Here is a 12,837-nt window from a genome sequence, read left to right as displayed (position 1 = left end):
TCCCTATACCAAGTCAACAAAGTGTGATCTAAATTTAAAATGTAAATGTGATCCAACTAGAAAGAAAAACAACGTCATTAGCCAGAAAATAATACTTAGAAGTGGCTTTTCCCAGAACCAACTGCTTGATAACATTGAATCCCGAAACCCTTGAACGATATAAAAGAATGGATTTAATTCTAGGATTCTAATCAAAAATGGCGGGAACGAAGCAGAAGATTCAAAGTTGAACAGTACTCCAGAAATGTAGAACAACATTCTCATAAACGACTGTAACATCACGTGATAATCCCGAATTAAAACGGTAATCGTTGAATTAAAGATTCCAAAAGCAATTAACCACGCAATCATTGCGATAAAGTAATAAATCCACTGAAACCAGAATAAACTCGGACGAACCCCATAAAGATATCCAATCACAATTGAAAAAACCAGCATGGTCCAAAATGAACTTAGATTACTGACTAATTTAATCGAGGGGAGGATGCTAATGGGAAACTTCATCTTTGAAACTAGACTGGCACGTTGATAAATACTTTTAGAAGCATCTAGAGTCACACGATTCATAAAAAACCATGGTGTGATACCAATAACCATCCATGGTAAATAACTTCCGTTGTGACCAGTACTTCCCTTCAGTCCAACACCGAAGACTAACCAGTAAATGGCAATTTGAATCAGCGGGTACAAATATTCCCAAACCAAGCCTAAGTAATGACTTTGGTAAGTAGCCTTATCTTCGTATTTTGAAATTCGAAAAATAATACCTAAATTTTCAAATTGTTCTTTAAGTAAGGCCCAAACTTCCTTCAAGCTCAGCACTCTCCTTTTTTTATTTCATTAATTATTTTGTAAAACATATTTTTTGATAACACGTTCGGTTGCATACCCATCATTGTATGTATTCCAATGTTTATTAAAGCTAGTAAAATCAATCTTTTGATTAGCAACAATTGCCTGCGTTAATTGATCAACCCTTGTAATTGGCTCTGATGGCAGCCACTCCAAAAAGTCTTTTTGGATTCCTGGGTCCTGCTCGTATTGTTTGAGATCAAACATAAAGAAAATCATTGAATGAGCTTGGGGTAATAAGCTAAAATCAAAAGCCACTGAAGAATAATCAGTCACTAATGTATTACATACTGATAGGAGATCAGAAGTAGAAAGTTGATTATAAAAGCGAATATTCCCATTAGAAAATTTCCTGATTCGGGATTCCTGATCTCGTAACAACGGATGAAGTTTAACGACCGTAATTGCATCAGGATCAGCCGTTAACGCTTCCCCAATGTCCTTTGGAGGATCAAACTCAAGTCCATCACGATAAGTGGGAGCATACAAGATTACACGCTTTCCCTTTAATTCAGGTGCCACCTCATAGACCCGGTGTCTAGCAACTCTTCTCCAACGTTCCTTAAATAGTCGATCTGACCTCGGATATCCAAGATACTTCATCTTATCAGGCGATTCTCGATAACTTCGTTCAAAAATCTGTCCCATTGCCTTAGAAGCAACCACAAAATCATCGAAATGATTGTAAACACTTTGAAATCGAAGTTTATCAAAAAATGATCTTTTGTCAGTGGTCGGATCTTCCCAACCAAAACATTTAATGGCACCATCGGCATGCCACAACTGGACAATCTTCATTTTTTTCTTTGGCCGAACTAAACCAGCCAAAAATGGGAAATAATTATCACAAAATAAAACGCGAGCCGACATTAAACTAGGAATGGTTAACAACGCAAATCTTGCATTTTCTTTGAATGGAATGGTCTTAATCCCAAACGCACTCAGGTCAGTTGCGGCTGCCTCAATTTCAGGTTCGTATAACACAACTAGCTCTTGTCCCTCAGGCATGTTAGCAGCAATTTGCTTAATGAGCCTCAGATTATTATCAAAACTCATTACATAATATATATTCTTTTTGGGTCGAAAATAAAAAATTGCCGAAATTAATCTAATCAACCATGTATATATGACTTTCACTTTCATCACCATTTTCAATAATTACAATGAAACATTATACCATAATGAAAAAACGACACTTCAGGATGGAAGCCAGCTATTTCCGTTTTTTCTCATAAAAGTTACCAAACACCTTATCAACATCAACCACCACTCCGAATGCATCGGGATCAGATTCATTTAAGGCTGCATCAAATTCGGTCATTTCATATCGTGAAATTGAAGTAAACAGGACTGACTTCTTCTTATGGTTATAAGCTCCCTCGGCATTATGAATAATAGTAATTCCCCTTCTCAAATGATTTTGAATGCTATCTACGACCGTCTTGGGACGATCGGTAACAACCATCACTTGGACAATTTGTTGTCTTGTATATGCCAAATCGATTGCCTTAGCGTTTACTAGAACTCCAATTGCTGAATAAAAAGCATAAGGCCATCCATAAAAGAAACCAGCTGATAAAATAATAAAGGTATTAAATATAAGGTTAATGGTTCCAATTGATTTTCCGGTTTTCCTTTGGATCACGATTCCCAAAATATCCAATCCACCAGTTGAAATACCATTTTTTAAGGATAACCCCACTCCAAATCCATTAATTGCACCACCAAAAATTGCACAAATTAATGGATCTGTGGTTAAGGTTAAAGGACGTAAGATTTTAATCATGACACTGGCAACAACGACAGAAACAAACGTAAACATTGTAAACTGATGACCAATTTGTTTCCAAGATAAAATAAACATTGGGATATTAAGTAGGAATAATCCCAATGCAGCCGAAATCGTAAACGGAAAGTATCGTTCAGTCAAAGTATTAAGTAACTGTGCAAATCCAGTAACCCCTGAAGAATAAATGTGTCCAGGAGTCCAAAAGAAATTCATCGCGATGGATACCATAATTCCATATACAAATGCGGTTGATAACTTTGATATGTACTGATGTCGTTTTAAAATTTTTTGTACGTCGTCCATTTAAGTTCCTTCTGATCATTTAGAAATTCATAACTAGTATAACATTACCAAATTTAAAAAAAATAAAAAGTTGTGAGCTGGTCACAACTTTTTATTTAATCTTATTTATCTTTTGATTTGTCTTTTTGGTCTAGAGAAATTCCTAATTCATCCAACTGCTTCTGTGAAACTGGAGTTGGAGCTCCAGTCAAAGGCTCAACCGCCTTTGAATTCTTAGGAAAAGCAATTACATCCCTGATATTGCCACGATGAGCTAACAACCTAGCAAAACGATCAAGTCCGATTGCTAGGCCACCATGTGGTGGGAATCCATAATCCAAAGCACGAAGAAAGTATCCAAATTGAGCTTCAGCACTCTCTTTGGTAAATCCAAGGGCCTTAAACATTTTTTCTTGAAGTTCACGGGTATGAATACGAATTGATCCACCACCAAGTTCAAGACCATTTAAGATAATGTCATAACTTTGAGCATGTGCTTTATGAGGATCTTCCCCGTCATTTAAGTAATGTTCATCACCCTTATTCGGCATGGTAAACGGATGGTGAGCCGCTACCCAACGTCCTGCACCTTCATCATATTCAAACAGAGGCCAGTCCACAATCCACAAGAAGTTGTACTGATCTTCTGGAATCATGTTCAGTTCGCTGGCAATCGCCACTCTTAAATATCCTAAAGTATCCGCAACCACTTTACTTCGATCAGCAGCAAACAACAACAAGTCACCGTCTTTAGCCCCGGTCGTTTCTTTAATTTTACTTACCATTGCTGGATCTTTAAAGAATTTAGCAATTGGGCCAGAAAATCCGTCATCTGTAACCTTCATCCATGCTAGTCCCTTAGCACCAAACCGTTTTACATACTCACCATATTTATCAATATCTTTTCTTGAGAACTGTTTGGCTCCATCAGGGACGGCAATGGCCTTTACTTGACCACCGTTCTTAATGGCCGAACTAAAGACTTTAAAATCAGAATCTGCTACAACATCCGAGAGATCTTTTAACTCCATTTTAAAACGTGTGTCAGGTTGGTCAGTTCCAAATCGATCCATTGATTCTTGCCAAGTAATTCTTTCAAATGGTGTATCAACGTCGACATTGACCGTATCCTTCATAACCTTTTTAATCAATCCCTCGGTAAGGTCCTGAATCTCCTCAGCTGACAGAAATGAAGTTTCCATGTCGATTTGAGTAAATTCGGGCTGCCGATCGCCACGTAAATCCTCGTCTCTAAAACAACGAGCAATCTGATAGTAACGATCAAAGCCCGCACCCATTAATAATTGTTTAAATTGTTGAGGAGACTGTGGGAGCGCATAAAAAGAACCAGGGTATACTCGTGATGGAACCAGGTAATCCCTGGCACCTTCAGGGGTTGAAACCGTTAAATCTGGCGTCTCAATATCAATAAACCCATTTTCATCAAAATATTTGTGAGTTGACTGTAAGATTCGGTTCCGAATCATCAATCCCTTTTGCATTACTGGTCGTCTTAAATCAAGATAACGATACTTTAACCTCAAATCATCAGAAGCATTGATATCATTCTTAATCTCAAATGGAGTCTGTTTTGATGTGCTTAAAACCTTAGCATCAGAAACGTCAACTTCCACTTTTCCAGTGTGAATATCAGGATTGATTTCTTTTTCAGATCTAGCAACCACTCTTCCTTTAATTTGGATTACGTACTCGTTTTTAACTGATTCAGCTACCTTAAAAGCATCCTCACCATTTTTCTCATTAAAAACCAGTTGAACAATTCCAGCACGATCCCGAAGATCGATAAAAATTAAACTTCCTAAATTCCGTTTTTTGGCAACCCATCCATCAAGAACCACTTCTTGATCTAAATAATCTTCGTTAACATTTCCAGCATAAGTCGTTCTTTTCATCTACCACATCTTCCTCTCATTGAGTCAAAAGTATAAAAAAAGGCGAGCCATGTAATCACAAGGGCGCAATTAGCACGGTACCACCTTTTTTGGTTCTCTTATTTATTAATTTTACCTAGATGCGTCTTTACCATTTTATAGGACATACCATTTCAGCAATTAGGTACTCTCTTAAGACCAGCAAACGGTTACTATTCATCTTCAACGGCATTTCAAATCAATTTAAGATTAATAAAACCCAGATGAATTGTCAAGATTCAAGTTAATTTTTTTATTATAGACTTAAGGAAACAGTAAAAAAGTTATACTATTATGAGTAATCATATAATCCAATGAGGCACTTAAAATGAAAACAAAATTTTACATAAAGAACAAACGAGGATTTTATACTACCCTAATAATTATTGGAACAACCTTAATCATCCTCCTAATCATGCTAGTTAAAAACAATATTGGAGTTGGATTCAATAATCTAGCCATTAAGACTGGTCCAGGAATCCAGTACAAAACGGTTAAAACCGTCAATCGTGGCACCCGATTACAAATCCTGAGCGAAAAGAATAATTGGTATCGAGTGGTTTATAAAAATCAAAAAATTGGTTGGATTCCAACCTGGTTAGTGAATAATAATAAGATTACTAATGCCACTAAACTATCAGAAACAACCATTGTATTGGATCCTGGTCATGGTGGTAATGATTCTGGAGCGCTTTCAACGCATGGTCAAAAAGAAAAAACGTACACTCTTCAATTAGCTCAGAAGGTTGCAAATAAACTGCGGAATCAAGGCGCACATGTTATTATGACAAGGGATTCAGATAAATCCGTTAGTTTATATAAAAGACCAGATTTTTCAACTGATAATCATGCCAATCTCTTCGTTAGTTTTCATTTTGACTCGTCCAGTACGGATAATACTGCCAGTGGTTTTACAAATTATTACTATCACGCCGGCAAATCCAAACAACTGGCATCCGACATTAATTCATACATGGGAAACGTTCCTCTTAATAATCGAGGGGTTCAGATTGGTAATTATCTAGTAATCAGGGATGTTTCTATCCCGTCAGTTTTACTTGAAATGGGATATATTAACAACGATCATGACTTTAACAAAATTAAAAATCCCACCTACCAAAATCTGGTCGCAAATGACGTTCTCAAAGGAATCAACCGTTATGTAAATAAAACTTACTAGAAAGGAGTTTATTATGAAAAAATTAGATCAAGAGTGGATTAACCAGTTGCCATTAAAAAACGTTCAATCACTATCTCCCGTCTCAGGCGGAGATATTAACGATTCATACCAGGTTAAAACCCCAGACCATGTCTATTTTATGAAGGTTCAACCAGGTCGTGGAAAACAGTTTTTTGACCACGAAGTTGAGGGAATTCACCTTTTATCACAAGCTGCCAATGTTCCTACAGTAGTTTCCTCTGGCGAAATCAATGGAGATGGATTCCTTATCCTCGATTGGATTGACGTCGGATCTGGGAATCAATATGATTTAGGAAAAATGGTTGCCAACGTTCATAAAGTTCATAACGATCAGTTTGGTTTAGACCATAACTTTGATGCTGGTAAAATTCCTAAAAACAATCATTGGCAAGACACTTGGCAAAAATTTTACGTTGAACAAAGAATTGATCCCCTAGTTAAGATTGCAGCTAAAAAGGGTCGCTGGAATGACTCCCGCGACCAACATTATCAAGTTATGTGCCAACAAATTATCGATTACTACACTAAACACCCAGTGACTCCTAGCCTTCTTCATGGAGACTTGTGGTCAGGAAACGCCATTTTTACCAGTAAACATGAACCAATGTTAATTGATCCCGACGTTTACTTTGGTGATCGTGAATATGACCTAGGAGTTACAACCGTTTTTGGAGGATTTGATCGCGACTTTTATCGTGGCTATAATGACACATATCCAATTGAGCCAGGCTTTGAAAATCGCGTTGGCTGGTACCGCTTTTACTACGCTTTAGTCCATGTAGTTCTTTTCGGTGAAACCTTTGGACCTTTATTAGATGGAATCCTTAGCTCATTTAATTAACTTTGATATTTCATCAAAACTATGAGCTACGTAATCAGGGTCACCTTGATCCTCAATCACATAGTCAGGATCAAACAAGATAGTTTTAACCCCGGCATTATGGCCAGCATCAACATCTAATCGCCGATCACCAATCATAAAAGTAGATGATCGGTCTAAGTCCATATTATTAATTAAATAATTCAGAGACTCAGGATTGGGTTTCCTTTTAAACGACTGTTTACTGGTTACAAAACCATTAAACAGTTTTTTTAGGTCAAAATCATTTAATAATGTTATGGCTTGATCATCACGATGAGTTAACAGTCCGTTGCTCCCACCAGTACCAATTACATCACTTAAAACAGCTCTAACCCCAGCAAATGGTTTCGCCAACATGACCTCATCACGCTCAAATTGCTTATATGAGCGAGAAAATTGATCTCGATTAATGTTAAAGCTAGCACAATACTTGGTCTCACTAGCTCCAAGTGAATGAATCCGCATGTCTTCATAAATTGATTCAGAATCAAAATTAACGTCACTAACACCATTTTCGTCCAATGCTTTACAAAATGAAGTTACCATGTAGGGATAAGTGTTAAAAAGAGTACCATCAAAATCCCAAATTGCGTTTACCATATCAATTATTTTCCTTTTTTTGGTAATTTAAAATAAAAGTAGATGGACCATGATTTTCTAAATCCACGTCCATATCAGCTCCAAAGACGCCAGTTTCTACTTTCAATCCGTTTTTTTTGAGGGCATCATTAAATGATTCATAAATTTTCTTCGCATGATCAGGATCACCCGCGCCGGTGAAAGTAGGCCGATTACCCTTTTTAGTGTCGGCCAGCAGAGTAAATTGCGAAACTGACAAAATTGAACCCGAGACCTGTTTAATATTTAAATTCATTTTACCGTTTTCATCTTCAAAGATCCGAAGATGAGCGACTTTGTGAGCAAGGTGATCAACTTCATCCTGTCCATCAGAATCCTGAGCGCCAACCAGAATTAAGTACCCCTTCTTAATGGCACCCCTAACCTGATCATTAATTTTAACTTCTGCCCGATTAACTCGTTGAATGACTAACTTCATTATCCGTTATCCTTCCGTTCGTTTAACCTCATAAACATCTGGAACCGCATTTACACTATCAATAATTCGGTCAAGTTGCTGAACATTTCGGACCCCAACTGAAACCCGAATTGAAACCAAATCCTCGTGAATAACCTTTCCTTCTACCGAATTAAGATTCTTGGTAGCGGAATTAACCCGTTTTAGTATGTCATTTAATAATCCGCTCCGATTGTATCCCTGAATCTCTAGATCACTGTCATAAGTAATGGCATTATCTTCTACTTTGCGCCAATTAAGGTTGATAATACGATTATTCCCGGTCTTAGCTTGAAGAAGGTTCGGGCAATTAGCACGATGAACAGAAATTCCATTTCCCATCGTGATATAACCCTCGATCTCATCGCCTGGAACTGGATCACAACAACGACTAATATGAACTAAAAGATTATCAACACCCTCGATTTTAATGTTATCTTCTGGTTTCTTGCCTTGTTCAGCATCTTCACTCTCATGAGAAATGGTCTTATGACCCTCTAACACGTCTCGTTCAGCGTCTTCTTGCCGTTTCTTTTCAATTTCATTTTTTTCAGGCTCCAGAAGTCGGTTAACAACTCCGTTAGGTTGAATATCACCAAAACCAATCGCAGCGTATAAATTATCAATACTTGTATAATGCATTTCATTGATAACCCGCGTTAAATTATCATCACTAAGAATTGTTGTTGGATCAAATCCAGAATCAACAATGTCTTTTTCCAACGTTTCTTTTCCAGAATTAATGTCATCATCATGACTACTACGCTTAAAGAATTGCTTAATTTTATGTTTGGCCCGACGGGTTTTTACCATGGACATCCAATTTTTTCCTGGACCATCAGAACTACTTGACGTAATAATGTCGACAATATCCCCATTTTTAATTTCATAATCAAGAGGAACTAACTTGCCATTCACTCTCGCACCAGTAGTTGAATTACCAACATCAGTGTGGATGGAATATGCCATGTCAATCGGGATGGATCCCTTAGGAAGTTCAATTACATCTCCAGATGGGGTGAAGGCATAGACGCGATCACTAAATAAGTCTCCCTGCACACTATCCATGAAATCAGAAGCATTTTCTGATTCTTCTTGAATCTCAATAATTTTCTTAAACAAATTTAGCTGAACATTACTCTTGTTACTTTCAACCTCATCTGTTTTGCCTTCCTTATATGCCCAGTGTGCGGCAACCCCATATTCAGCAATGCGATGCATTTCTTCCGTCCGAATTTGGATTTCAAGTGGCTTGCCTTCTGGTCCAACAACTGTAGTATGCAATGATTGATACATATTAGGCTTTGGCATTGCAATGTAATCTTTAAAACGATCTGGAAATGGCTTCCATTCCGTGTGAATGGCTCCTAAAACGGCATAACAATCTTTAACTGATTTAACAATTACACGAACGGCCAATAGGTCATAAATTTCTTTGAAGTCTTTATGTTTGTCATGCATTTTGCGATAGATGGAATAAATATGCTTAGGTCGTCCGTAAACCTCACCTTTGATGCCTAAACCTTCAATTGCTTGTTGAACTTTCTTAACCGCTCTATTAACATATGCAACTCGTTCATTTCGCTTTGAATTCATCAAGTTAACGATCTCATAATAATCATCTGGCTTTAGGTAACGGAGTGAAAGGTCCTCTAACTCCCACTTGATGGTTCCAATTCCCAAACGATCCGCTAGAGGCGCATAAATATCGAGGGTTTCCTGTGCAATTCGTTTTTGTTTATCGGGACGAAGGGCATCCAAGGTCTCCATATTATGAAGGCGATCGGCTAACTTAACGATCATTACTCGAATATCCTTACACATCGCTAATAGCAACTTTCGATGATTCTCTGCCAGCTGCTCTTTACTAGATTTATATTTAATTTTACTGAGTTTTGAGACCCCATCAACGATTAATGAAACATGGTCACCGAAAAGTTCAGTTATATCTCCGATGGTTGCTCCAGTGTCTTCAACAACATCATGAAGAAACCCAGCCGTAATTGTTTCTGCATCCATATGAAGATCAGTTAAAATACCAGCAACCTCAACTGGATGATTAATATAAGGTTGCCCTGATGCTCGCTTTTGATCTTCATGAGCAATCTTTGCAAATTTATACGCTTTTTTAATCATTTGAATATCATTTTTGTCTAGATACTCAGATGCTTCATCAAATATTTCTTTTGGTGTCCATTCTTTAACTTTCGACATGTTATCCCTACTTAGTTTGTTTTAGTTCTAATAACGTTGACACTGCTGATAAAAGGTAAAGTGGTGCTGATTCAGTTCGTAAGATTCTTGGACCCAAACCAACTGAAACAAAGCCCACATTCTCTAACTGTTCAACCTCACTAGGAGAAATTCCACCCTCTGGGCCAAAGAAAACCATGAGGTCTTGTCCCGTTTTCATTTGTGAAACTATTTTATAAAGCTTGCTATTTTCGCCATGTTTAGCAGCTTCTTCATAAGCCATCACTTTGTAATCAGACTTAATTTTACTAACATGATTGATTGAATCTACGTACTTCACATCTGGAATTAAATTTCGATGAGACTGTTCGGCCGCGCTTTTAGCAATTTTTTGTAACCTTTTAATTTTTTTAGGTGCCTTACTACCCCACTTAGCAATGGCCCAATCAGTTGGAGTAAAAATAATCCGATCGGCTCCCATTTCCGTTGCTTTCTGCGTAATCAAATCCGCCTTACTACCCTTTGGAAGTCCACAAACAATCGTTACCTTAACGGGAAGTTCAACATTCTGATTAGTTTTCTCAGTAATTTTAATGGTTGGCGTAGCTTCATCAACCAGTTCCCCAACGTATACGATCTCTTGATTAGATACAAACTCTGCTTTTGATCCTCGTTCGGCCCGCATCACACCATTCCAATGATGGGAAATATCGTCTGGAAGCTCAATGATTTGACCAACTTGAAGGGGATGATTTAAAAAATAATGTTGCAATTAATTCTCCTCGCTAACTTTTTCTGCAATGACAGAACGCCAGTCTTTCATGGTTAAAACCTGATTAATCTTAAAATGATGCTTTTTAAGGGTAGCAATTACTTCATCTAGTTTATCAGCAATAATTCCAGAAGTAATAAAGATTCCCCCGTTATTTAAACACTTTTCAGCTTGTGGGATTAAAGGAATAATAATTTCAGCAAGAATATTAGCAACTACGATATCCGCCTTGATATTAATTCCGTCTAATAAATTGTTAACCTTCACCTGAATTTCTTGCATACCTGGATTCAGTGCAATGTTTTTTTCAGCTGATTTAACCGCTACATCATCAACATCATAAGCATTAATGGTTCCAGCTCCTAATTCCCTAGCAGCAATACTTAACACACCTGATCCAGTTCCTACATCAAGCATAGTTTCATCGCCACGAATTGTCATTTCTAGGGCTTGCATTGCTAACTTAGTAGTCGGATGAGTACCGGTTCCAAACGCCATCCCTGGATCCAAACGAACCATTAACTCATCAGGATTCTTAATGTCATAATCTTCCCAACTTGGAACCACGGTTAAAAATCTTGTAACTCGTTCTGGGTGATAATACTTCTCCCAAGAAGTGGCCCAGTCTTCATCCTTAACTGATTTAACACTAACTAGATTTGGACCAGGATCTAAGCCAAACTGGTTCAAACTTCCTACTTTATTTTTCACTTTTTTTACAACATTATCAACGTCAATCTTATCCTTAAAATAGGCACTGACTTGTGCCTCATTCAAATTATAATCAGTTCTAGAATCACCTAGCTCATATTGGTCCCAATTAGCCTCGCGTTTTAGAACTTCATAATCATTTCTGTCATCAATCTGAACTCCAGTTGCCCCTTGTTCCATTAAAATATTGGAAACAGCGTCAACGGCTTCATGACTCGTTTTTACTGAAATTTTAACTAAATTCATCCTTTAAACCTCATTCTTTTTATAAAAAAAGCACCCGTTAACTGGATGCATTATTTTTATTATCTTCAATTTTTTCAAGCTTTTGCTCATGCTGCTTTAAATGACCAGCTAAATACTTAAGCAATCCTCGTTCAGTCTTAAAAATTCGGGGATGCTTTTGCTTATGCAATCGAAGATCAATTTCTTTAATTCTTTGTCGTCCAGTCCAACCGTGTCCGTAGCGAATAATGAGTCGATTATTCAAATTATTCTTACCAAAGCGAAATACGTAGATATTATCTGGGGTAATTAATGGTCTAATATATGTCTTTTTATAATGATATCCTTGATCGCGCAAAAACTTTTTAGTTTGATCTAACATATTTATCCTCCTCTCGTATTTTTATTTACACTCGTCCTTAAAACCTTTAGTCTATATCATAATGGAGAAATATTTAATTAGCAAGCATCTATCATACAGCAAATAAAAAGACGTGCTTTACCACGTCTTTTTATAACTATTCAAATTATAAACTAAACAATTTGACAGAATTCAATCTTTTCGTGGTTAGGACCATAAATGTTGAAGAAGCGAATTCCCTTGTCCCAGAATGGACGAGTATCAATTTCATCTTCCTGAACGTCTAAGCCCATTTTCTTAGCTTCTTTAAATGCTGCATCAGCATCAGTGGTATTTAATGAAATATGGTTAATAGCACCGTCTTTATCAGCAACTGGATCGCCTTCCCATGTTTCAATCATCAAATTACCATACTTCATGAAAGCACAACGATTTCCTTGATACATAAATTGGCCAGCTTTATCAAAGCCTAATTTCTTGTAAAAATCGATTGTTTCATCTAAATCTTTGGCAGGAATTCCAACGTGTTGGATACCTGTGAAGTAGTCACTAAGTGCCATAATAATTCTCCTTATGATATATT

13 protein-coding genes are annotated in these 12,837 nt (G+C 37.1%); 2 read left to right on the top strand and 11 right to left on the bottom strand.

The features are described 5' to 3' along the window. Positions 1–3: 3 nt before the first annotated feature. The 4 genes from AC6UD2_RS03280 to aspS form a co-directional block, all read right to left on the bottom strand. A complete protein-coding gene (locus tag AC6UD2_RS03280) occupies positions 4–813 on the bottom strand; it encodes an ABC transporter permease (RefSeq protein WP_500698008.1) in 810 nt (269 codons plus the stop codon). Positions 814–840: 27 nt separating this feature from the next. Continuing rightward, positions 841–1,908 (bottom strand): CDP-glycerol glycerophosphotransferase family protein, encoded by a 1,068-nt coding sequence (locus AC6UD2_RS03275; RefSeq protein WP_500698007.1) that lies wholly within the window; start codon positions 1,906–1,908, stop codon positions 841–843. A gap of 157 nt (positions 1,909–2,065) precedes the next feature. After that, positions 2,066–2,944 carry a YitT family protein gene (locus tag AC6UD2_RS03270; protein ID WP_500698006.1) on the bottom strand — a complete coding sequence of 293 codons (879 nt, stop codon included), beginning with the start codon at positions 2,942–2,944 and terminating at the stop codon, positions 2,066–2,068. Between the two features lie 101 nt (positions 2,945–3,045). Beyond that, on the bottom strand, positions 3,046–4,836 hold the full coding sequence (gene aspS, locus AC6UD2_RS03265) for an aspartate--tRNA ligase (protein ID WP_500698005.1): 1,791 nt from the start codon (positions 4,834–4,836) through the stop codon (positions 3,046–3,048). Positions 4,837–5,182: 346 nt separating this feature from the next. Here aspS and AC6UD2_RS03260 point away from each other — a divergent pair, with 346 nt between their 5' ends. Together AC6UD2_RS03260 and AC6UD2_RS03255 are read left to right on the top strand one after the other, a co-directional pair. Continuing rightward, on the top strand, positions 5,183–6,034 hold the full coding sequence (locus AC6UD2_RS03260) for an N-acetylmuramoyl-L-alanine amidase family protein (RefSeq protein WP_052236535.1): 852 nt from the start codon (positions 5,183–5,185) through the stop codon (positions 6,032–6,034). Positions 6,035–6,047: 13 nt separating this feature from the next. Then, positions 6,048–6,896, top strand: coding sequence for a fructosamine kinase family protein (locus AC6UD2_RS03255; protein WP_500698004.1), 849 nt, complete (start codon positions 6,048–6,050; stop codon positions 6,894–6,896). Here the strand turns inward: AC6UD2_RS03255 and AC6UD2_RS03250 are convergent. From AC6UD2_RS03250 to AC6UD2_RS03220, 7 genes are all read right to left on the bottom strand, one after another. Next, on the bottom strand, positions 6,885–7,517 hold the full coding sequence (locus AC6UD2_RS03250; RefSeq protein ID WP_500698003.1) for an HAD-IA family hydrolase: 633 nt from the start codon (positions 7,515–7,517) through the stop codon (positions 6,885–6,887). The two genes, AC6UD2_RS03255 and AC6UD2_RS03250, sit on opposite strands and share 12 nt — an antisense overlap. A 1-nt stretch (position 7,518) precedes the next feature. After that, positions 7,519–7,974 (bottom strand): D-aminoacyl-tRNA deacylase, encoded by a 456-nt coding sequence (dtd, locus tag AC6UD2_RS03245; protein ID WP_039142980.1) that lies wholly within the window; start codon positions 7,972–7,974, stop codon positions 7,519–7,521. 6 nt (positions 7,975–7,980) lie between these two features. Further along, entirely contained in the window at positions 7,981–10,206 is a 2,226-nt protein-coding gene (locus tag AC6UD2_RS03240; protein WP_500698002.1) for a RelA/SpoT family protein, read from the bottom strand. 7 nt (positions 10,207–10,213) lie between these two features. Next, complete coding sequence (locus AC6UD2_RS03235) at positions 10,214–10,957, bottom strand: 16S rRNA (uracil(1498)-N(3))-methyltransferase (protein ID WP_500698001.1); 744 nt, start codon at positions 10,955–10,957, stop codon at positions 10,214–10,216. Beyond that, on the bottom strand, positions 10,958–11,914 hold the full coding sequence (gene prmA, locus AC6UD2_RS03230) for a 50S ribosomal protein L11 methyltransferase (protein ID WP_500698000.1): 957 nt from the start codon (positions 11,912–11,914) through the stop codon (positions 10,958–10,960). 37 nt (positions 11,915–11,951) lie between these two features. Then, on the bottom strand, positions 11,952–12,275 hold the full coding sequence (locus AC6UD2_RS03225; RefSeq protein ID WP_010021355.1) for a hypothetical protein: 324 nt from the start codon (positions 12,273–12,275) through the stop codon (positions 11,952–11,954). A gap of 152 nt (positions 12,276–12,427) precedes the next feature. Further along, entirely contained in the window at positions 12,428–12,814 is a 387-nt protein-coding gene (locus AC6UD2_RS03220) for a VOC family protein (protein WP_010021354.1), read from the bottom strand. Positions 12,815–12,837 lie beyond the last annotated feature (23 nt).

The sequence above is a fragment of the Fructilactobacillus sp. X2R5C2 genome (assembly GCF_059901375.1).
This window is presented reverse-complemented; position numbering and strand designations above follow the sequence as displayed.

Bases quoted from the DNA above. Each gene is read 5' to 3' on its own strand.
- AC6UD2_RS03275 (WP_500698007.1), bottom strand. From the start codon at position 1,908: ATGAGTTTTGATAATAATCTGAGGCTCATTAAGCAAATTGCTGCTAAC.
- AC6UD2_RS03270 (WP_500698006.1), bottom strand. From the start codon at position 2,944: ATGGACGACGTACAAAAAATTTTAAAACGACATCAGTACATATCAAAG.
- aspS (WP_500698005.1), bottom strand. From the start codon at position 4,836: ATGAAAAGAACGACTTATGCTGGAAATGTTAACGAAGATTATTTAGAT.
- AC6UD2_RS03260 (WP_052236535.1), top strand. From the start codon at position 5,183: ATGAAAACAAAATTTTACATAAAGAACAAACGAGGATTTTATACTACC.
- AC6UD2_RS03255 (WP_500698004.1), top strand. From the start codon at position 6,048: ATGAAAAAATTAGATCAAGAGTGGATTAACCAGTTGCCATTAAAAAAC.
- AC6UD2_RS03250 (WP_500698003.1), bottom strand. From the start codon at position 7,517: ATGGTAAACGCAATTTGGGATTTTGATGGTACTCTTTTTAACACTTAT.
- dtd (WP_039142980.1), bottom strand. From the start codon at position 7,974: ATGAAGTTAGTCATTCAACGAGTTAATCGGGCAGAAGTTAAAATTAAT.
- AC6UD2_RS03240 (WP_500698002.1), bottom strand. From the start codon at position 10,206: ATGTCGAAAGTTAAAGAATGGACACCAAAAGAAATATTTGATGAAGCA.
- prmA (WP_500698000.1), bottom strand. From the start codon at position 11,914: ATGAATTTAGTTAAAATTTCAGTAAAAACGAGTCATGAAGCCGTTGAC.
- AC6UD2_RS03225 (WP_010021355.1), bottom strand. From the start codon at position 12,275: ATGTTAGATCAAACTAAAAAGTTTTTGCGCGATCAAGGATATCATTAT.
- AC6UD2_RS03220 (WP_010021354.1), bottom strand. From the start codon at position 12,814: ATGGCACTTAGTGACTACTTCACAGGTATCCAACACGTTGGAATTCCT.